Annotated in this window: 22 protein-coding genes and 1 tRNA gene; 17 read left to right on the top strand and 6 right to left on the bottom strand. The window is 56.6% G+C overall.

The annotated features are described in order from the left end of the window. Nucleotides 1–166 precede the first annotated feature (166 nt). The 3 genes from VLY20_02300 to VLY20_02290 all read right to left on the bottom strand — a co-directional run bounded on the left by VLY20_02300 (nucleotide 167) and on the right by VLY20_02290 (nucleotide 1568). Entirely contained in the window at nucleotides 167–565 is a 399-nt protein-coding gene (locus tag VLY20_02300) for a HEPN domain-containing protein (GenBank protein ID HUK55471.1), read from the bottom strand. Next, a complete protein-coding gene (locus VLY20_02295) occupies nucleotides 549–908 on the bottom strand; it encodes a nucleotidyltransferase domain-containing protein (GenBank protein HUK55470.1) in 360 nt (119 codons plus the stop codon). The genes VLY20_02300 and VLY20_02295 overlap by 17 nt, the downstream gene beginning before the upstream one ends. Nucleotides 909–1004: 96 nt before the next feature. Then, nucleotides 1005–1568, bottom strand: a complete 564-nt coding sequence (locus VLY20_02290) for an NAD(P)H-dependent oxidoreductase (GenBank protein ID HUK55469.1) — start codon at nucleotides 1566–1568, stop codon at nucleotides 1005–1007. Between the two features lie 192 nt (nucleotides 1569–1760). Between VLY20_02290 and VLY20_02285 the strand changes: the two genes are divergently transcribed. Further along, complete coding sequence (locus tag VLY20_02285; protein HUK55468.1) at nucleotides 1761–2300, top strand: nucleotidyltransferase; 540 nt, start codon at nucleotides 1761–1763, stop codon at nucleotides 2298–2300. After that, entirely contained in the window at nucleotides 2300–2545 is a 246-nt protein-coding gene (locus VLY20_02280; protein HUK55467.1) for a hypothetical protein, read from the top strand. Before VLY20_02285 ends, VLY20_02280 begins: the two co-directional genes overlap by 1 nt. A 106-nt stretch (nucleotides 2546–2651) precedes the next feature. Here the strand turns inward: VLY20_02280 and VLY20_02275 are convergent, their stop codons facing one another. From VLY20_02275 to serS, 3 genes are all read right to left on the bottom strand, one after another. Beyond that, a complete protein-coding gene (locus VLY20_02275; GenBank protein HUK55466.1) occupies nucleotides 2652–3653 on the bottom strand; it encodes a restriction endonuclease in 1002 nt (333 codons plus the stop codon). Between the two features lie 175 nt (nucleotides 3654–3828). Beyond that, nucleotides 3829–3911 (bottom strand) — tRNA-Ser (locus tag VLY20_02270). Between the two features lie 115 nt (nucleotides 3912–4026). Then, nucleotides 4027–5307, bottom strand: a complete 1281-nt coding sequence (gene serS, locus VLY20_02265; GenBank protein ID HUK55465.1) for a serine--tRNA ligase — start codon at nucleotides 5305–5307, stop codon at nucleotides 4027–4029. A 184-nt stretch (nucleotides 5308–5491) separates the two neighbouring features. Here serS and VLY20_02260 point away from each other — a divergent pair, with 184 nt between their 5' ends. From VLY20_02260 to hisIE, 15 genes are all read left to right on the top strand, one after another. Then, complete coding sequence (locus VLY20_02260) at nucleotides 5492–6313, top strand: formylglycine-generating enzyme family protein (GenBank protein HUK55464.1); 822 nt, start codon at nucleotides 5492–5494, stop codon at nucleotides 6311–6313. A 31-nt stretch (nucleotides 6314–6344) separates the two neighbouring features. Then, nucleotides 6345–7151 carry a formylglycine-generating enzyme family protein gene (locus tag VLY20_02255; GenBank protein ID HUK55463.1) on the top strand — a complete coding sequence of 269 codons (807 nt, stop codon included), beginning with the start codon at nucleotides 6345–6347 and terminating at the stop codon, nucleotides 7149–7151. Between the two features lie 553 nt (nucleotides 7152–7704). Next, complete coding sequence (gene rho, locus VLY20_02250; GenBank protein HUK55462.1) at nucleotides 7705–8952, top strand: transcription termination factor Rho; 1248 nt, start codon at nucleotides 7705–7707, stop codon at nucleotides 8950–8952. A gap of 221 nt (nucleotides 8953–9173) precedes the next feature. Continuing rightward, nucleotides 9174–9374 carry a 50S ribosomal protein L31 gene (gene rpmE, locus VLY20_02245; GenBank protein ID HUK55461.1) on the top strand — a complete coding sequence of 67 codons (201 nt, stop codon included), beginning with the start codon at nucleotides 9174–9176 and terminating at the stop codon, nucleotides 9372–9374. Between the two features lie 12 nt (nucleotides 9375–9386). Next, on the top strand, nucleotides 9387–10481 hold the full coding sequence (prfA, locus tag VLY20_02240) for a peptide chain release factor 1 (GenBank protein ID HUK55460.1): 1095 nt from the start codon (nucleotides 9387–9389) through the stop codon (nucleotides 10479–10481). A gap of 6 nt (nucleotides 10482–10487) precedes the next feature. Continuing rightward, complete coding sequence (prmC, locus tag VLY20_02235) at nucleotides 10488–11381, top strand: peptide chain release factor N(5)-glutamine methyltransferase (GenBank protein ID HUK55459.1); 894 nt, start codon at nucleotides 10488–10490, stop codon at nucleotides 11379–11381. 6 nt (nucleotides 11382–11387) lie between these two features. Further along, the gene (murA, locus tag VLY20_02230; protein HUK55458.1) at nucleotides 11388–12644 is read left to right on the top strand and encodes a UDP-N-acetylglucosamine 1-carboxyvinyltransferase; all 1257 of its coding nucleotides are present in this window, start codon (nucleotides 11388–11390) and stop codon (nucleotides 12642–12644) included. Between the two features lie 120 nt (nucleotides 12645–12764). After that, a complete protein-coding gene (hisG, locus tag VLY20_02225; protein ID HUK55457.1) occupies nucleotides 12765–13415 on the top strand; it encodes an ATP phosphoribosyltransferase in 651 nt (216 codons plus the stop codon). Further along, the gene (gene hisD, locus VLY20_02220) at nucleotides 13412–14695 is read left to right on the top strand and encodes a histidinol dehydrogenase (protein HUK55456.1); all 1284 of its coding nucleotides are present in this window, start codon (nucleotides 13412–13414) and stop codon (nucleotides 14693–14695) included. Before hisG ends, hisD begins: the two co-directional genes overlap by 4 nt. Further along, a complete protein-coding gene (hisB, locus tag VLY20_02215) occupies nucleotides 14692–15285 on the top strand; it encodes an imidazoleglycerol-phosphate dehydratase HisB (protein HUK55455.1) in 594 nt (197 codons plus the stop codon). Before hisD ends, hisB begins: the two co-directional genes overlap by 4 nt. Before the next feature lie 8 nt (nucleotides 15286–15293). Further along, entirely contained in the window at nucleotides 15294–15899 is a 606-nt protein-coding gene (gene hisH / locus VLY20_02210; protein HUK55454.1) for an imidazole glycerol phosphate synthase subunit HisH, read from the top strand. Beyond that, nucleotides 15890–16537, top strand: a complete 648-nt coding sequence (locus VLY20_02205; GenBank protein HUK55453.1) for a hypothetical protein — start codon at nucleotides 15890–15892, stop codon at nucleotides 16535–16537. The genes hisH and VLY20_02205 overlap by 10 nt, the downstream gene beginning before the upstream one ends. Next, the gene (gene hisA, locus VLY20_02200; GenBank protein HUK55452.1) at nucleotides 16537–17268 is read left to right on the top strand and encodes a 1-(5-phosphoribosyl)-5-[(5-phosphoribosylamino)methylideneamino]imidazole-4-carboxamide isomerase; all 732 of its coding nucleotides are present in this window, start codon (nucleotides 16537–16539) and stop codon (nucleotides 17266–17268) included. Before VLY20_02205 ends, hisA begins: the two co-directional genes overlap by 1 nt. Continuing rightward, the gene (gene hisF / locus VLY20_02195) at nucleotides 17268–18038 is read left to right on the top strand and encodes an imidazole glycerol phosphate synthase subunit HisF (protein HUK55451.1); all 771 of its coding nucleotides are present in this window, start codon (nucleotides 17268–17270) and stop codon (nucleotides 18036–18038) included. The genes hisA and hisF overlap by 1 nt, the downstream gene beginning before the upstream one ends. Continuing rightward, a complete protein-coding gene (hisIE, locus tag VLY20_02190) occupies nucleotides 18035–18715 on the top strand; it encodes a bifunctional phosphoribosyl-AMP cyclohydrolase/phosphoribosyl-ATP diphosphatase HisIE (protein ID HUK55450.1) in 681 nt (226 codons plus the stop codon). The genes hisF and hisIE overlap by 4 nt, the downstream gene beginning before the upstream one ends. Nucleotide 18716 lies beyond the last annotated feature (1 nt).

Below are 18716 nucleotides of genomic sequence, written 5' to 3'. Positions count from 1 at the left end.
GTCAATCCAACGACCATCGTTCGTACGAGTCCCGGCATAGCGCAGCCCTCCATGATGATTGTCGATGCTCTATGATAACGGAAGAGCGGTACCGGGCACAAGGGGCCGGGGTTTGGAAGGAGGTTTTGGATTGGAAGATTGTGGGGAACCCTTCGGACAAACGGGATTAAGTCTGTTTAGGAAGTTCAAGCTTCTCACGGAGAAATGCGCGTAGTCGTTTCATCAGAACCACGGCATCCCTCGCCTCGCCGATCGTGGCCTCATCTCCCGGATACCTCACCCGAACAGCGTAGGGATTCAACTTCACAACGTTCCGCCGGATCACCTCAAGCAGCGGGTCGCAAGTAACGGCCAAATCGAGCAATGCATCGAGAACATGGATTTTGCGAAATGGAATGCGGTGAAGCACCAAGAAAGCCTTGAGGTATTTCTCGATACACTGATGGGAACAGAAACAAACAACATCGGGCGCGCCGCCCTTGCGTTTGCGCACCATTGTGACGGCCGTGCGATAATCTTCCTCTGCTTTATAGACCCACGGCTCAAAATCACCTTTGGGCTTCATAAAGGACTTGACCCTTCGCCAGAACTTCCTCCAGAAACGGATCGAAACCCGCCAGTCGTTGTTTGATTTCGCCGGGCGTCAATACGATAACCTCCATCGGAATAAAGGGCGGACGGCACTTTAGCGAGATTTCTGCGCTTCGCTCGGCGGGGCGTTTGCGGGTGGGCATAATGACAAGAAGGTCAAGATCACTGTCCGGCGTGGGTTTGCCGTAAGCGTAGGAACCGAAAAGAATAATTTTGTGAGGATGAAAATGACTTACGATCCGACTCGCAATTTCTCGGATCAGTTCCTCCGTAATCGAAACGTTGGTCGGTCTTGCTTTAAGGGCTTGTCCCTTCATTGTGTTTTCTCACAATAGACAGCCAGTATGGTATCAGAGAATAGCGGGTAAAGACAAGATAGATGCCCGCCTTCGATGGAAGGAAACCCCGGCTCTTCAGCGACGCAGGTTTTGCTCGATCCAGGCCGCGTACGCCTCCATGAATTTTCGGAGAAAATCCCGTGTGCTCTCGTTGGACAAGTTTCCATTGGCATCGAACAGACCGGCGGCGCCTCCGATGTAGGCCTCGGGCTGCTGAAGGGTGGGCACATTGAGGAAGACGAGGGATTGGCGAAGATGGTGATTGGCCCCAAAAGCGCCAAGCGCGCCCGGCGCTACGCTGACCACGGCTCCCGGCTTGCCGTTCCACGCGCTTTTCCCGTAAGGCCGTGAACCGACATCCAGCGCATTCTTGAGCGCCGCTGGTACCGAACGATTGTGTTCCGGGGTGACGAACAGAACGGCGTCCGAAGCCTTGATCCGTTCCCGGAAGGAGACCCAGGCCGCCGGTGGATCGACCCCATCAAGATCCTGGTTATAGAGTGGCAACGGCCCGATCTCGATGATCTGGAGTTTGAGAGAGGCAGGCGCAAGCGCCGCGAGCGCATGGGCCATCTTGCGGCTGAAGGACTCCTCGCGAAGACTCCCGATGATCACGGCGATGTTGCGTGGGGCATCCATGCGAATCCTCCCGAACACTTACGGAGACTTTTAGATAAAGCTCGAACTTATTTTATGAGAAACGGAGTCGATTTGCAATGAGAAGATGCGCGGAAAACACTTTTCATTTCACTCGGATCTTCTGTATAATTCGCTCGCATATAAAGAAGTCAACTGCATATCAAAATGCCAGAGGAAGCAGGGTGGCTCCGTATGATCAACGAGCAGGATGTCCTAAAAATTGTTACTCAGCGGCTGGAGTCGGCCGGGATTCGATATATGGTGACCGGCTCGATCGCGGCGAATTTCTATACCATCCCCAGAATGACCCGGGATATCGACATTATCATCGAGGTTGGTGAGGAGAAGGTTGAAGAACTTTTCTCCCTTTTCTCAAACGACTTTTATGTTGACCGGGATGTTATGAGGCACGCGCTCCAAAGCAAGGGAATGTTCAATATCATTCATCGGGAAGGGGTCGTGAAAGTTGACTTTATCGTTCGAAAGGATTCAGAATACCGCCGGGTCGAATTTGAGCGCAGACGCAGCATCGAGTTCGAGGGGGGAAGGATCCTTGTGGCTTCGCCGGAGGACCTCATCCTCTCCAAACTGGACTGGGCCAAGGACAGCCGGTCCGAGATGCAGATCCGGGATGTAAAAAATCTCCTGCAGACTCCCGGTCTGGACCGGCGGTACATTCTGAAGTGGGTGGCCAAGCTGGGGCTCCAAGAGGTCTATCAAGAGGCAAACTGATGAAAGATACGTCTCCGGAGTTAGAAGTCCGTTTCAAGGCGATGATGATGGAGAAAAGCGGTCAGGACCGACTGAAGATGGGGTTTTCCATGTTCGACCTGGCCCGCCGTCAGGTTTTAGCTTCCATTCTGATGAATCATCCGAACGCCGACCAGAGAGAGATCAAGAGAGAAATTTTTCTGCGTTTTTACGGGCAGGACTTTTCTTCCGATGAGCGGGAAAAGATTCTGGCTCACATTGCATGAGCGCCGCCGCGTCTTCAACCAGCCACAGTCACCTTTTCCTCGTCCGTTCACATTAAACCGACGGCTGAAATGCCGTAACACTAATCCTCATTACAACCAGCCATCATCAGATCAATTGAGTCGGGTCCGGTAATTGTTTGGTAACAAGGGGATCAAACATAACCTCTGCAACAGTCTGAGCGTCAAACAAGGAACGGGGTACTTCACCTGGCCTCGAGTACACGAACAATGTTCCAAGCACTAGTGCGCTGGGCTTTTTCGGAAGTGCATCAACGGGCTCCCAATCTTTAAGATTTGGGTCCGCGGTGAAGGAAACTTTAATCGTTCCCCCTCCTGGAACTTTGAGTTTTTTCGAACCAAAATCGACGAAACCGCTGCCAACAGCGAAAGCAACTTTTCGCCGGTACTCGCGTTCACATTTTAGGTAAACCTCCAGCACCTGGATCTGACGCGCCCCAGAGGATAAAACTATTGTGGCTGGATCGTGGAATCTAAGCCGTAGTCTGTACCAACCGGGCTCTGGAATCTTCAGAAACGTGGAATGAGCCTCTTGGAGAATCCATTCGAACAGAGAATAGCCATTCACATGCACATCTTGCGGTCGGTCGTGGATCGCCAGAGTTGTACCGTCGGTCAAGACGGCACTAAGCCGGAGGGATGTCCAAGCAAGCCGGCATGCGTACACATAGTCGCCAACGGTAAACCCATGCTTTTCAGTAGGGCTTTTCAGAAGAGATAGAGTATGCACATGGTTATCAGCAGCGACTTTGAGTGCCGGCCTTGAAAATCCGTGCTTCGATACAACGAACTTGAGATCTGCGCCCACGCTTGCGGCTTTAGTAACAAAGGCATCAATGACGGGAGTACCTACTGAACCCTGTAAGTCCTTGCACTCTATAACCCCAAGAACCTCGTGGCCCCCAATTTTTCCTCGCAAGACTACATCAAACTGACGACTGTGGCCGTGTTTGTCCTTTAGCTTTTCATCGTGTTTGACTGTGGCTTGAGGGTCCAACCCCGCTTGGATCATTGCCACTGCCCGCTCGAAGGATCGTCCCTTCCTGTGCTTAGTTGGAGATTTTTTAGCCCTAGTTTTCCGTTTGGTCATCGCTCAAATAACACTGAAATCCGTTGCCACTTATCTTAAATATTTATGCCGACCGACCTAACTCGGCGACCCTGAACAAGCAATAGAACCATAGAACATTGGACCGCATTGTGAGCCGTGTCCATTTTCCAATGTCCACTGCTCCAATGCTCCGAATTTTTGCTTTGCAAAAATTCGGAGGGGGTAGGATTCGAACCCACGACCCTTTCGGGTAACGGTTTTCAAGACCGCCGCCTTAGGCCACTCGGCCACCCCTCCGTAAAATTTGCCCTGCAAATTTTACAGAGCATTCGAACAATGGAGCAATAGAAATCAGACGAGAATCATAACGGTGTGAGAATGCGGTCTATTCTCTATTGCTCCATTCTCAAATTCATCGATCGGCCCGAATATCGCTGACACCGCCCATGTAGGGCCGCAACGCTTCCGGAACGGCCACGCTGCCGTCCTTCCGCTGATAATTTTCCAGAATCGCCACGACGGTGCGTCCGATCGCAAGGCCGGAGCCGTTGATCGTGTGAACGTACTCCGTCTTTTTGCCGCCCTTTGCCCGATACCGGATCCCGGCCCGGCGCGCCTGGAACGACTCGAAATTACTGCAGGAGGATATTTCCCGGAACTGGTTTTGTCCCGGGAGCCATACCTCGATATCATAGGTCTTGGCCGACGAGAATCCGGTGTCTCCCGTGCAAAGCAGCACAACCCGATAATGCAGCCCGAGCCGTTGCAGGACCGACTCGGCATTCTGGAGCAACCGTTCCAGTTCATCATACGAGCGTTCGGGCGTTGTAAACTTGACCAGCTCGACCTTATTGAACTGATGTTGACGGATCAGACCGCGCGTGTCCTTGCCGTAGGAACCGGCTTCGCGACGGAAACAGGGGGTATAGGCCGCGTAGGATAAGGGAAGCCGCTCTTCATCTAAAATTTCATCGCGATGGAAGTTGGTGAGAGGCACCTCGGCGGTCGGGATCAGAAAATAATCCTCGTCCCGAAGATGGAACAGATCCTCCTCGAATTTCGGAAGCTGGCCCGTTCCGATCAGGCTCGCGCGATTCGCGATGAACGGCGGCAGGATTTCCTCATAGCCGTGTTCGCCGGTGTGCAGGTCCAGCATCAAATTCAAAAGGGCCCGTTCCAATCGGGCCCCCGGGCCTTTATAAAAAACGAAGCGCGCCCCCGTCACACGGGCGGCCCGCTCAAAATCCAGGATGCCCAGTTTCTCCCCGATCTCCCAGTGAGACCGCGGCGCAAAATCGAACGACGGCGGCGTTCCCCACCGCCGGATTTCCTTGTTCTCTTTTTCGTCCCGCCCCGCCGGAACGGAGTCGTGCAACAGATTCGGAAGGTAGAGCAGCCGTTCCTGCACTTGCTCGTCCAGCGACCGGATCTGTTCATCAAGCAACTTGATCCGTTCCGAAACTTCCTTCATCTCGGCCAACAGCGCATCGGCGGGCTGCCGCCGCTGTTTCAAGCGCGTGATTTCGTCGGAGGCTATGTTCCGACGGCGTTTGAGCTCGTCCACTTCAACCACAAGCCGCCGGCGTTCCTGATCGACACGAAGCAGTCCATCGAGATCATAGGTCTGCCCACGCTCCGTCATCTTTTGTCGAACCCGATCCGTCTGTTCTCGAATGTATTTGATATCAAGCATAGAATCATCCCGCCAAACACCGTCGTTACGGAAATTTGGAATGTAACATGCAGGTTTAAAATAGTCAATAGCGCCCACGACGGTGCAACTGCACGAACTTATTCTTGACGGCCCGTAAAATCCTTGCTATCATGGGGATCCGGAGAAGCAGTCCCGCATCGCCGTTTCGGAAAAAGAATCCCTCATGATTGCCCTCGACCACCCGAAAGGATCCTGTTTTTTTTTATTCAAGGTCCTTTTAGTTTCGACCGCGATTGGCACGCTCACGACGGTCTCGGAGGGATCGTCCAACGAAGCATCAAAAGCTAGTCCGCCCCGCGCGACAGCAACGCCCAACATGATCTTGATTCCGAAGGGGTCCTTTATCATGGGGTCGGACTCCCGATGGCCGGACGAAGGTCCCATGCATACCGTTTACGTGGACGGTTTCCGTATCGATAAATTCGAAGTGACGAACCTTCTATACCGGACGTTCATCGAGGCCACGGGACGTCCCGCTCCGGCGGACTGGATCGGCGACATGTACCCTCCCAGCAACGGTAACCACCCGGTCGTTTTTGTCACCTGGTACGACGCCAACGACTTCTGCCACTGGGCCGGGAAGCGCCTGCCGACGGACATCGAATGGGAAAAGGCGGCCCGCGGCACGGACGGACGCTGGTTCCCGTGGGGCAACGACTTTGATCCCAAGAAGGCCAACGTCCCCCAGTTGAAGTTGGGCGGGACCACTCCGGTCGGAAGTTTTCCGAAGGGGAACAGTCCCTACGGGGTCTCGGACATGGCCGGCAACGTCTGGGAATGGACGGCCAGCTGGTATAAAGCCTACGCGGGGAACAAACGTCCCACCGAAAACTACGGGGAGAAATACCGGGTGCTGAAGGGCGGATCGTGGATCGATTGTTCGGGTTATCACTGCGGAATCAGCGCCCCGAATTTCAATCGCAGCTTTTTTAACCCCGGGACGAAGAACAACGGCTTCGGTTTTCGATGCGCCGAATCCCTGTAACTTTTCCTCCGAGAAAGGACATCGTTTTCACATGGTCCGAAACACGAGACGCCCGGCCGTTCTGATTTTCTGCCTGCTGATTCTGGCGGGATGTATAAAAAATCAGACCCCGCCCGAAGGCATGGTCTTGATTCCGGCGGGCGAATTCATCATGGGCAGCAATAAAGTGGATACCGAAGGAAAGGGCGCCGAATTCGGAACCGTAAAACCCTGGTATCTGGACGAGCATCCCCAACACAAGGTCAATCTTCCGAGTTATTTTATGGATAAGTATGAAGTGACCAACGCCGCCTACAAGACGTTTGTGGACGCCACGGGCTCAAGGCCGCCGGAGAACTGGCCGTCCGGCACGATTCCCGCCGGACGAGAAAGTTACCCGGTGGCCTACGTGAACTGGTACGACGCGGAGCGTTTCTGCGGATGGGCCGGAAAACGATTGCCGACCGAAGCCGAATGGGAGAAGGCGGCTCGCGGCACGGACGGACGGGACTATCCCTGGGGCAATGAATTCGACGCCGCCAAGGCCAACACCGGAGACACCGGCATCGGCGATTTAACCCCCGTCGGCCATTTCGAAGCCGGGAAAAGTCCTTACGGCGTGTACGACATGGCCGGAAACGTCTGGGAATGGACCGCGGACTGGTATCAACCCTACCCCGGATCCGATTATACCAGCGAAACCTTCGGGGAAAAATTCAAGGTCATTCGAGGCAGCAGCTGGGGCGGCATGGGGCATTACGCGATTCCGTATTTTTATCGAACCTCCTACCGTTTCTACATCAGTCCCGAAGGAGCCTTCCCGGACGCCGGTTTTCGGTGCGCGAGAGATTTAAAGTAGTTGCCGGCGGGCAAAGCAAGCCGGAGGGGGTGGCCGAAAATTCCCCGCAGGGAAATTTTCCCCTATTTACGATTTACGACCTTTGGCGGGGAATTTGGTGAATCGAGAATGGTAAATCGTAAATAAGGGAAACCGGAACCTTCGGAAGCTTCAGTGGAGGGGGCGACGCATGCCCCTTTAAATAAGGAGTTGACAAAATCCATAAGGATCGGCTATAGTATGAAAATACACACCGCAAGAAACCGATTCTTCAACAGGGAAATAAATCCAGACATCTCATCTTTAAGTTATTACATGCAGCATAAATTGCGGCAGCCTTGAGTCCTCCGAGTGAACTATCCTACACAACATCACCCTCACCCGAACTTGATCGACTGCTCCATTGCGGCCGACCTGCATGCTGCGGGTCGCAGCAGACACGTTGGATGAAGAAACCGTTGACGCTTAAATACTAAACACTAAAAACGCACGTTCAAACTCACCCGGGTTTGGCTTGTTGCAATCCGGGTCACGACTGAGAGCGCATATGATGGATAATGTCAAGGAGAACCGAATGAATCTTCAAGAACTAAAGGAAAAAAACATCGCGGAGCTGAATGACGTCGCGAAGGATTTGAAGATCGATGGAGCCAGCAACCTCCGAAAGCAGGAGCTGATCTTCGCCATCCTTCAGGCCCAGGCCGAAAAGAACGGCGTCATTTATGGCGAAGGCGTCCTGGAAACGCTCCCGGACGGCTTCGGTTTCCTGCGGGCGCCGGATTACAATTATCTCCCCGGGCCCGATGACATTTATATTTCTCCCTCCCAGATCCGCCGCTTCAACCTCCGCACCGGCGACATCGTCTCCGGACAGATCCGCCCCCCCAAGGAAGGCGAGCGGTATTTCGCACTCTTAAAAGTGGAAAAGGTCAATTTCGAAGATCCGGAGACGGCGCGGGACAAGATCCTGTTCGATAACCTCACCCCGCTGTACCCGGAAGAAAAGATCCGCCTGGAACACGATCCCCTGGAATTGTCGACCCGGGTCATGGAACTGATCACGCCGATCGGGAAAGGACAGCGCGGATTGATCGTCGCCTCCCCCCGCACCGGCAAAACGGTTCTCCTTCAGAATATCGCGAAGGCCGTTCTCTCTAATCATCCCGAAATCACCTTGATCGTTCTGCTCATCGATGAGCGGCCCGAAGAGGTCACGGATTGGCAGCGCCAGGTAAAGGCCGAAGTGGTCAGTTCAACCTTCGATGAGCCCGCGCAGCGCCATGCGCAGGTTGCGGAAATGGTTCTGGAGAAAGCCAAACGTCTGGTCGAACACAAACGCGACGTGGTGATCCTGCTGGACAGCATTACGCGACTGGCCCGGGCCTACAACTCCATCATCCCACCGAGCGGCAAGGTTTTGTCGGGCGGCTTGGACGCGAATGCCCTTCAGCGGCCCAAACGATTTTTCGGCTCGGCCCGGAACATCGAGAACGGGGGCAGCCTGACGATCATGGCGACGGCCCTGGTCGACACGGGCAGCCGGATGGATGACGTGATCTTTGAGGAATTCAAAGGAACGGGCAACATGGAAGTCCATCTCGATCGGAAACTGGCCGACAAGCGCGTGTTCCCCTCCATCGACATCAACCAGTCCGGGACCCGAAAGGAAGAACTGCTGGTGGACCGGGACGACCTGAACAAAATGTGGATTCTGCGAAAGGTTCTGAGTCCCCTTTCGACCGTGGAGAGCATGGAATTCCTGATCGATAAAATCAAAAACACTAAAACCAACAAAGAGTTCCTTGAATCTATGAACAAGTAGCCCTTCGATCCCCTCGTCTCGAATCGAGGACGGGAAACCCCCTTTCGGTTCTCGATCAAGGCATTCCCAAACCAGGCCCTTTTCACAAGAAATCAAAAATGTTATAATGACCTGTTTGCTCAGACACGGCTTCACCTAAACAAGGGATATCCAAGCGGCCGGTTTGACTCCGGGGGTGGAGAGAACCCCCACGGTTTAATAAACAAGGAGGATTAAATAAAATGAAAGAAGGGATTCACCCGGCGTATCAAACGACCACGATCACGTGCGCTTGCGGAAACATCATTAACACCCGTTCAACCCGGAGCGATATCCATGTCGAGATCTGTTCCTCCTGCCATCCCTTTTTTACGGGCACGCAGAAACTGATCGACACGGAAGGTCGCGTCGAGCGGTTCCGGAAAAAGTACAAGAAGAAATAAGCTTGGATGACGATGAACATCGATCCAATTTTCATTAAAAAGCTCGAGTCGATCGAAGATAAATTCGACGACTTGAATCAGGCCCTGAGCGACCCGCGCGTCCTCGCGGATGCGACGCAGCTCCAGCGCCTCGCGAAGGAGCGGTCGGATCTCTCGGAGGTTGTGGATCAATACCAAGAGTACAAGGCCGTCCTCAAAGAGGTCGAGGCCACGGAAGAGATCCTGCGCGACACCGGGGCGGAGGCCGGGTTTCGGGAACTGGCCGAGCACGAATATCAGGACCTCCTGAAACGCAAGGAAGCGCTGGAACAGAAGCTCAAGGCCTTTCTGTTGCCGAAAGACCCCCGGGACGACAAGAACACCTTCCTGGAAATCCGCGCCGGCACGGGGGGAGACGAAGCCGCCCTCTTCGCGGCCGAACTGTTCCGGATGTACACCCGCTATGCCGAGAATCACCGGTGGCATGTCGAGATGGTCACCTCCAGCCCGACCGGAATCGGCGGTTTGAAAGAGGTCATCGTCGCCATCGAAGGCAAAGGCGCCTACCGGCATCTGAAATTCGAAAGCGGAGTTCATCGGGTTCAACGCGTTCCCGTCACCGAAGCGGGGGGGCGCATTCACACCTCGGCCGTCACCGTCGCGGTGCTTCCGGAAGCGGAAGAGGTGGACATCACGATCGACCCGAACGATCTCCGGATCGACACGTTCTGCTCCTCCGGGCCGGGCGGACAGGGCGTCAACACGACCCATTCGGCCGTCCGGATCACCCACATTCCGACCGGCACGGTCGTCAGTTGTCAGGACGAGCGATCTCAGTTGAAGAACAAAAATAAGGCGATGCGCGTGCTGCGTTCCCGGCTTCTGGAGGTGGAAAAAACACGGCAGGAAGCCGAGACGGCCAAGGCGAGAAAATCGCAGGTCGGTACGGGGGATCGAAGCGAGAAAATACGCACGTACAATTTCCCCCAGAACCGGGTGACCGACCACCGGATCGGATTGACTCTGCACCGGCTCAACCAAATCCTTGAGGGGGATCTGGACGAGATCGTCGACACACTCATTGCGGCCGATCAATCCGACCGGCTCAACACGGTCACGACATCCTGATCCATCATGAAAATGGGCATCACGACACCCCCGACACAAGAACGGCAGAACGTTCTCAAAACGGCGACGCGCGCGCTGACCGACGCCGGCCTCCCGGAGGCCCGCCGGGAAGCCGAGACCTTGCTCGCGCACGTTTTGGGCCGCACGCGCCTGGACCTTTATCGGTCCGACGCGTTAGGGCTCGATCCCGATCGCCGATCGATTTTTGAAGATCTGATCCGACGCCGCGCGGGACGGGAACCGCTTCAGTACCTCCTCGGCGGCCAGGAATTCTGGGGCCTGGAGTTTTACGTAACCCCGGATGTTCTGATTCCGCGACCCGAGACGGAACTGTTGATCGAGATCGCCCTGGAGTCGATCCCGGAACCGTCGGATGCCTCGATCACCGTGGCGGACCTTGGAACCGGGAGCGGCTGTCTGGCCGTCGTCCTGGCCAAACTGTTTCCATGGGCCCGGGTTCTTGCAACCGACCTGTCGGCGGACGCCCTCCGGATCGCCCGTCTTAACGCCGTCCGGCACGACGCCGACGGCCGGATCGAATTCCTGGAAGGGGACCTCTTTGGTCCATTGAGAACCGCGGGACCGGCCCGGTGCATTGATCTTTTGATTTCCAACCCGCCCTATGTCCCGACGGGGGAGATCCCGGTCCTGCAACCGGAGGTCCGGGACCACGAACCGCGGATCGCGCTGGACGGCGGGCCCGACGGCCTGGATTATTATCGACGGATTCTTGCTCAGGGCATTGAGCTGCTTCGCTCCGGCGGACGCATGGGTTTGGAGATCGGAATCCGGCAGGCCGACGACGTTCGGACCCTGGCCGAGGAAGCCGGCTGGCGGGTGGACGAAATCAAAAAAGACCTGCAAAAAATTGACCGGGCGGTCGTTCTGACGAAACCGTGAACCCGCATGGATAAAATCCGGATCAAGGGAGGCAAGCGACTTAAAGGCGAGGTCAAGGTGAGCGGGGCCAAGAACGCCGCATTGCCCATCCTCGTCTCAACCCTGCTCAGCCGGGCCGAACACCGCGTCCTCAATGTTCCGAAGCTGATGGACGTGGCGACGATCAAACGCCTCTTGAACCATCTGGGCACCGTCATCGAAGACGACGGACAGGGCGGATGGACGATCCGGATGCCCGCCCTGACCCGTCATGAAGCGCCTTATGAGCTCGTCAAGACCATGCGTGCCTCCGTCTTGGTCCTGGGCCCGCTGGCCGCGCGCTTCGGGGAAGCCCGAGTTTCGCTTCCGGGAGGTTGCGCGATCGGAGCCCGGCCGATCAACCTCCATTTGATGGGGCTTGAGAAGATGGGGGCCGAGATTCAGATCGAACACGGGTACGTCGCCGTCAAGGCACGGCGTCTCAAAGGAGCGCGCATCTACCTGGACCTGGCCTCGGTCACGGGCACGGAGAATCTGATGATGGCCGCCACGCTGGCGGACGGGGTCACGGTGATCGAGAACGCCGCCCGCGAGCCGGAGGTGGTGGATCTGGCGCATTTCCTGATCCGGTGCGGTGCGAAGATCCACGGCGCCGGCACGGACGTGATCACGGTCGACGGCGTTGAATCGCTGGACCATTCGTGTTCGTACCGCATCATGCCCGACCGCATCGAGGCCGGAACGTACCTGACGGCCGCCGCCATCACCCGGGGAGAAATCTTCGTCCGCGGTTGCGGTCCTCGATACCTGGACGCCGTTTTGCAAAAACTGCGGGAGGCGGGCGTCGAGATTGGCGAGGAAACGGATGGTGTCCGGGCCGCGGCAACGGGGCGGATCGGGGCGGTGGACATCAAGACGCTCCCCTACCCGGGTTTCCCGACGGACATGCAGGCCCAGATGATGGCCTTGATGGCCCTCTCGGACGGTCTGAGCGTGATCACCGAGACGGTGTTCGAGAACCGCTTCACCCACGTGGCCGAACTCCGCCGAATGGGCGCCGACATCAACGTCCAAGGAAGCAATGCCGTCATCAAAGGGACTCGCCGCTTGAGCGGGGCACCGGTGATGGCCTCGGACCTTCGGGCCAGCGCCTCCTTGGTGCTCGCGGGACTGGCTGCGGAAGGCGAGACCGAGATTTCACGCGTGTATCATCTGGACAGGGGCTACGAACAGCTCGAGCAGAAATTTTCAAACCTTGGGGGCAAAATCACCCGGATCACGTAGATACTCGCGGGATCTGCTCGTGTGTATCTACCCGGCGAACAACGTGAGCGATAGGGGGAGGCTCCATCCGGCTTGGCCGGTGGAGGGGGCGACGCAAGCCCCTACCAATAAACAAACGCCATGAAAGATACCGTGACCGTCGCATTGCCGAAAGGCCGCCTGCTGAACTCGTCCATCGCCCTCTTCAAGAAAAACGGACTTCTTCCGCGGGGGTTAAAAGCCGACAGCCGTAAACTCCTTTTCGAAGACGCCCCGCATCGGATCCGGATGGTGATCGTGCGCGCGGTGGATGTGCCCACTTACGTCGAGTACGGCGCGGCCGACATGGGCATCGCGGGCAAAGATGTTCTGCTGGAGCAGGAACCCGACGTGTACGAACCGCTCGATCTTCGTTTCGGGGCCTGCCGGATCGTGGTGGCGGGACCCCGCAGGGCGGCCCTGACGCCCAGCTGGTCCTCGGGTAAGCTTAAGATCGCGACGAAATATCCTAAAATTGCGGAGCGGTATTTCAACGAAAAGGGGCTGCCGGTCGAGATCATCCGGCTGTCCGGGGCGATCGAGCTGGCCCCGTTGGTGGGGCTGTCGGAACAGATCGTGGATCTGATCACCACCGGGACGACCCTGCGCGAGAACCACCTCGAGGAACAGGCGGTCATCGCGGAGTCCACCGCCCGGTTGATCGTCAACCGGGCCAGCCTTAAGACAAAAACCAAAACGATCACGGACCTGATCCAACGACTGGAAAAAACGATCTCCGAGGCGGCCCCATGAAGCTGATCCGGCTCAACACACAAACGTCAACCCGGGCGTGGCTGGCCCGACTGCGAAGGACCCCTTCAAGCCCGGCGGGCGTCGAGACGACGGTCCGGACCATTCTTGAAGCGGTCCGACGGCAGGGAGACGCCGCCGTCCTTCGCTATTCGCGCGAATTCGATCAAATCCGTCTTACCGCCGACCGGCTTCGAATTCGTCCGGATCGCATCAAAGAGGCTTACCGTCAGGTCGCGCCCGAGGCCGTGGAGTCGCTCCGCTTCGCCGCCCACCGAATCCGGTCGTTCCACGAACGACAAAAGCTCAAGAGCTGGAATTATGAGGAGCAACAGATCACCCTGGGCCAATTGGTGCGCCCGCTGGATCGGGTCGGGATCTATGTCCCCGGAGGGAAAGCGTCCTATCCCTCTTCCGTCCTGATGAACGCCGTCCCGGCCAAAGTGGCCGGCGTTCCGGAAGTGGTGATGTGCACGCCGACCCATCGGGGGGAGATGAACCCTCATCTGCTCGTCGCGGCCGATCTGGCCGGCGTCGACGAAATTTATACCATCGGCGGCGCGCAGGCGATCGGGGCGATGGCCTACGGGACCAAGACTCTCGCCCGGGTGGACAAGATCGTGGGACCGGGAAACATTTACGTCGCCACGGCCAAACGGCTGGTCTTCGGCCTGGTGGACATCGACATGATCGCCGGTCCCAGCGAGATCGTCGTGATCGCGGATGACACGGCCGACCCCCGATTTGTCGCGGCCGATCTCCTGTCACAGGCCGAACACGACGAGCAAGCCGTCTCGATCCTGATCACCCCCAGCGACTCGCTGATCCGAAAAGTCCGGACGCGGATGCGAGAGCAGATCAAGGATCTGCCGCGGAAGAAGATCATCACCCAATCGCTCCGTCGTTCGGGAAAAATCTTCCGGGTTCGAGACTTGGCCCAGGCGGTCATGATGGCCAACGCGATTGCGCCGGAGCATCTCGAATTGGCCGTGGACCAACCGGATCGCCTGCTCCCGATGGTCAAACATGCCGGGGCCGTCTTCCTCGGTCACTACACCACCGAGTCGCTCGGCGATTATGTCGCGGGTCCAAACCATGTCCTGCCCACCGGGGGAACGGCCCGTTTCTCGTCGCCCCTGTCGGTGGACGATTTTGTGAAAAAGACCAGCCTCCTTGCGTTCAGCCGTGAAGGCCTGTCACGGGTCAAGGAAGCCGCGATTCGGATCGCGGAGATGGAAGGGCTTCAGGCACACGCCCGGGCCGTGGAGGTTCGCACGCAATGAAGACGCGCTTGGCCGAGGTTCAGAGGAAGACATCCGAAACCCAGGTGAAAATCCGCTTGGACCTGGACGGCACCGGGCAGAGCCGCATTCATACCACGATGCCGTTTTTGGATCACATGCTGACCCTGATGGCCAAACACGGTCGGCTCGACCTCACGGTCATGGCTCGGGGGGACACGGAGGTCGACTTTCATCATACGGTGGAGGATATCGGAATCGTTTTGGGGGAGACCGTGGCCAAGGCGCTGCGGAACAAGGAGGGCATCAAACGGTATGGTTCCTTTTCCGTGCCGATGGACGAAGCGATCGCCCATGTGGATCTGGACCTTTCCGGCCGGCCGTACCTGATTTATCAGGTCCCCCTGCCGAAAAAGAAAATGATCCGGGATTTCGATGTGGAGCTCATTGAAGAGTTCTTTAAGGCGTTCGTCGTCCACAGCGGAACCACGCTCCATATCAATGTTCCCTACGGGAAGAATCCCCATCACGTACTCGAGGCGATCTTCAAGGCGTTTGGACGGGCGCTGGATCAGGCCGTGCAGATCGATGCGCGGACACGCGGCGTTCCATCCACAAAGGGAAAATTGTAACGAACGACATGATTGCGATCATCGATTACGGCATGGGCAATCTTCGCAGCGTCTCGAAGGCCTTCGAACGGCTGGGCTTCGCGGCCGACGTCACGCGCGACCCCCGGCGTATCGCGGACGCGAGCCACGTCGTGCTTCCCGGCGTGGGCGCCTTTCCGGACTGCATGCGCAACCTCGAGGAGATGCGCCTGATCGATCCCATCCATCGGGCCTTGTCGAGCGGAAAACCGTTTCTCGGCATCTGCCTGGGACTGCAACTCCTCTTCACGGAGAGCGAAGAATTCGGACTCCATAAAGGATTGGGATGGATCCGGGGCCGCGTCGTTCGCTTCCCGCATGACGCGCTGAAAGTGCCGCATATGGGATGGAACACCCTGTCGATTCAGAAACCCGCACCGGTGATTGAAGATCTTCCCACGGACGCGATGGTCTATTTCGTTCACTCTTATTATGTGGAACCCGAAGATCAGGACACGATCGCTACCCTGACGGAATACGGACAACCTTTCGCTTCGAGCATCGCTGTCGAAAACGTCTTTGCCTGCCAGTTTCATCCGGAAAAAAGTCAGGCGGTCGGTTTGAGGCTCCTTCGGAACTTTGCCCGATGCCGATAAGAACAACAGGCTTTTTTCTGATCCTGCTTCTCGGGGCCGCGCTGGCCGGCTGCGGGGCAAAATACATCCAAAGTTTGTTGCCGGCCGAACTTGAAAAACATTCCATCCAGGAGGTTGGCCTCATTCCGTTCATCGTGGAACCTCAATCCACGGGCGAGATCCGTTCCGGCAGGGTCGAGGACGACGGGGCCCAAATGATCACGGACCAGTTTTACCAAAAACTGATCGAACGCCACGTCACCGTCATCCGCTGGGGGAACCAAGCGCCCCTTCCGTCGGACGGCGGGGCCGCGCCCCTCTCCGATTTAGAGCGGGCCGAACAGATCGGGAAGATTCTGAAAACATCCACCGTGCTTTTCGGATCGGTGACGACATTTACGGAGCGGGAGGGAGACGCTTATGGAATCCGTAAACCGGCCTCGGTCGGGTTCACGGTTCAGCTCATCCATCCCGAAGACGGCCATCTCCTTTGGAAGGCCAGCTATAACGAAACTCAAAAGTCATTGATGGAAGATATCTCGGCCTTCCACCTTTTCTTCAGACGCGGAGGACGATGGCTCACGGCGGCCGAATTGTCCGATGACGGAGTCGAGCAGCTCATGGCGGCCTCCCCCTGGGCCCAAGCGAAGACGCGCTGATGGTAATCATCCCAGCGATCGATATCAAGGACGGGAAATGCATCCGACTCCAACAGGGCCGTCTCGGAACCGAGTCGATCTATTCGGACGACCCGGTCGCGGTCGCCCGCCGGTGGGAATCCGAAGGAGCCGAATTGATCCATGTCGTGGATCTGGACGGGGCGTTCAGCGGGTCTCCTAAAAACCGCAACCAAATTCTGAAGATCGTTCAATCCGTCAAAATCCCGATTCAGGCAGCGGGTGGCATAAGGACATTCCTTGACATTGAGAATTACAGACGGATAGGAGCATCCAGGCTTGTTCTAGGGACAAAAGCATTACAATCCTTTGAGTTTCTAAAATCAGCCTGTGATTTATTTCCCGGCGGAATATCGGTGGGATTAGATGCTCGAGAGGGAAAGATATTAGTACAGGGATGGACTCAACCCACAGGGGAGGGTGTAATCGAATTTGCCAAAAAACTGGGCGGACTTAGAATCCTTTCCATCATCTTCACCGACGTCCAACAAGACGGCATGCTCCAAGGACCCAATCTCGATGCCATTCGGGAACTGGCCCACTCCGTGGAGATCCCGGTCATCGCCTCCGGAGGCGTTTCTTCTCTCGAAGACATCCGGTCGTTGTGCGAATTGGAGTCATCCGGGGTCGCCGGCATCATCATCGGAAAGGCCCTGTATACCGGCACCGTCAACCTCCGCGAGGCGCTTATGATCGGGCGAGGGGCGGTCTAATGCTGGCCAAGCGAATCATCCCTTGCCTGGATGTAAAGGATGGACGTGTCGTGAAGGGCGTCGGATTTCTGAACCTACGCGATGCCGGCGACCCCGTCGAGATCGCACGGCACTATGACGAAGAAGGCGCCGATGAGCTTTGCTACCTCGATATCACCGCTTCCCACGAGAAACGGAAAATCCTCCTGGACGTCGTGGAGCGGACGGCCGCCGAGGTGTTCATGCCGCTCACGGTCGGGGGCGGGATCCGGACCCTCCAGGACATCCGTGAACTCCTGCTCGCGGGCGCCGACAAGGTTTCGATCAACACCGCTGCCGTGGAGGACCCCCCTTTTGTAAAGACCGCCGTGGAACGGTTTGGCAGCCAATGCATCGTGGTCGCGATCGACGCCAAACGATCTCAGAATACCTGGCAGGTTTACACCCACGGCGGGAGAATAGCGACCGGGCTGGAGGCCGTCGCCTGGGCGGTCCGAATGGCGGAAGTTGGCGCGGGTGAAATTTTATTGACCAGCATGGATCAGGACGGCACTCGAAAAGGCTACGACATTGAACTCACGCGGGCGGTATCCGATGCCGTCTCGATCCCGATCATCGCGTCGGGCGGAGCGGGCAACTTGCAACACCTCTACGACGTATTGGCCGATGGAAAGGCGGATGCCGTTTTGGCGGCCTCGATCTTCCATTATAAACAGTATACCCTGCTCGACGCCAAGACGTTTCTCCGGTCCAAAGGCGTCCCGGTTCGCTTTCCGGTGAGGTTCAAATGAGGTTTTCAAAACGACTGCCCGCCGGTTTGAAATTCAATGCAGAAGGCCTGATTCCCGCGATCGTCCAGGATCAACGGGACAACTCGGTTCTGATGATGGCCTACATGAACCGCGAGTCGCTGGAAAAGACGATGCGGACCGGCCAGGCCCATTTCTGGAGCCGCTCGAGAAAATTGCTCTGGCACAAAGGGGCCACTTCCGGGAACTATATGAACGTGCAGGAAATCCAGATCGATTGCGACGGAGACACCCTCTTGGTCCGCGTCGAACCGGATGGACCTGCCTGTCACACCGGCCAGCGGTCCTGTTTCTTCAGAACTGTAAAGAACGGCCGTCTCCTTCGGCTGAAACCGACATCGGCAAGGGCGTTGGTCCTGGACCGTATCTATGAAGTTATCCTTGATCGAAAACAATCGCCTAAACGGAAATCCTATGTTTCCTGGTTGTTGACTTCGGGTCGGGATAAAATATTAAAAAAAATCGGGGAAGAATCGGGCGAATTGATCATCGGTTCAAAAAACAATCGCACGCCCGAGATCATCTGGGAGATCGCCGATTTGTGGTTTCACATATTGGTTTTGATGGGCTATCACAATATCGCCCCCGTCGACATCTATGAAGAATTGCAGAAACGTTTCGGCAAAATGAGCCGATTCATTCGAAAGAGGAGATCCTGAC

This window comes from Nitrospiria bacterium, from assembly GCA_035517655.1.
Classification (GTDB): domain Bacteria; phylum Nitrospirota; class Nitrospiria; order JACQBZ01; family JACQBZ01; genus JACQBZ01.
This window is presented reverse-complemented; position numbering and strand designations above follow the sequence as displayed.

Excerpts from the sequence above, each read along its gene's own strand:
- rho (HUK55462.1), top strand. The coding sequence starts at position 7,705 with ATGAATCTTCAAGAACTAAAGGAAAAAAACATCGCGGAGCTGAATGAC.
- VLY20_02275 (HUK55466.1), bottom strand. The coding sequence starts at position 3,653 with ATGACCAAACGGAAAACTAGGGCTAAAAAATCTCCAACTAAGCACAGG.
- VLY20_02255 (HUK55463.1), top strand. The coding sequence starts at position 6,345 with ATGGTCCGAAACACGAGACGCCCGGCCGTTCTGATTTTCTGCCTGCTG.
- VLY20_02295 (HUK55470.1), bottom strand. The coding sequence starts at position 908 with ATGAAGGGACAAGCCCTTAAAGCAAGACCGACCAACGTTTCGATTACG.
- VLY20_02290 (HUK55469.1), bottom strand. The coding sequence starts at position 1,568 with ATGGATGCCCCACGCAACATCGCCGTGATCATCGGGAGTCTTCGCGAG.
- VLY20_02260 (HUK55464.1), top strand. The coding sequence starts at position 5,492 with ATGATTGCCCTCGACCACCCGAAAGGATCCTGTTTTTTTTTATTCAAG.
- VLY20_02280 (HUK55467.1), top strand. The coding sequence starts at position 2,300 with ATGAAAGATACGTCTCCGGAGTTAGAAGTCCGTTTCAAGGCGATGATG.
- hisA (HUK55452.1), top strand. The coding sequence starts at position 16,537 with ATGGTAATCATCCCAGCGATCGATATCAAGGACGGGAAATGCATCCGA.
- hisB (HUK55455.1), top strand. The coding sequence starts at position 14,692 with ATGAAGACGCGCTTGGCCGAGGTTCAGAGGAAGACATCCGAAACCCAG.
- hisH (HUK55454.1), top strand. The coding sequence starts at position 15,294 with ATGATTGCGATCATCGATTACGGCATGGGCAATCTTCGCAGCGTCTCG.
- VLY20_02205 (HUK55453.1), top strand. The coding sequence starts at position 15,890 with ATGCCGATAAGAACAACAGGCTTTTTTCTGATCCTGCTTCTCGGGGCC.
- prfA (HUK55460.1), top strand. The coding sequence starts at position 9,387 with ATGAACATCGATCCAATTTTCATTAAAAAGCTCGAGTCGATCGAAGAT.
- VLY20_02285 (HUK55468.1), top strand. The coding sequence starts at position 1,761 with ATGATCAACGAGCAGGATGTCCTAAAAATTGTTACTCAGCGGCTGGAG.
- VLY20_02300 (HUK55471.1), bottom strand. The coding sequence starts at position 565 with ATGAAGCCCAAAGGTGATTTTGAGCCGTGGGTCTATAAAGCAGAGGAA.
- murA (HUK55458.1), top strand. The coding sequence starts at position 11,388 with ATGGATAAAATCCGGATCAAGGGAGGCAAGCGACTTAAAGGCGAGGTC.
- hisD (HUK55456.1), top strand. The coding sequence starts at position 13,412 with ATGAAGCTGATCCGGCTCAACACACAAACGTCAACCCGGGCGTGGCTG.
- hisF (HUK55451.1), top strand. The coding sequence starts at position 17,268 with ATGCTGGCCAAGCGAATCATCCCTTGCCTGGATGTAAAGGATGGACGT.
- serS (HUK55465.1), bottom strand. The coding sequence starts at position 5,307 with ATGCTTGATATCAAATACATTCGAGAACAGACGGATCGGGTTCGACAA.
- hisG (HUK55457.1), top strand. The coding sequence starts at position 12,765 with ATGAAAGATACCGTGACCGTCGCATTGCCGAAAGGCCGCCTGCTGAAC.
- prmC (HUK55459.1), top strand. The coding sequence starts at position 10,488 with ATGAAAATGGGCATCACGACACCCCCGACACAAGAACGGCAGAACGTT.
- rpmE (HUK55461.1), top strand. The coding sequence starts at position 9,174 with ATGAAAGAAGGGATTCACCCGGCGTATCAAACGACCACGATCACGTGC.
- hisIE (HUK55450.1), top strand. The coding sequence starts at position 18,035 with ATGAGGTTTTCAAAACGACTGCCCGCCGGTTTGAAATTCAATGCAGAA.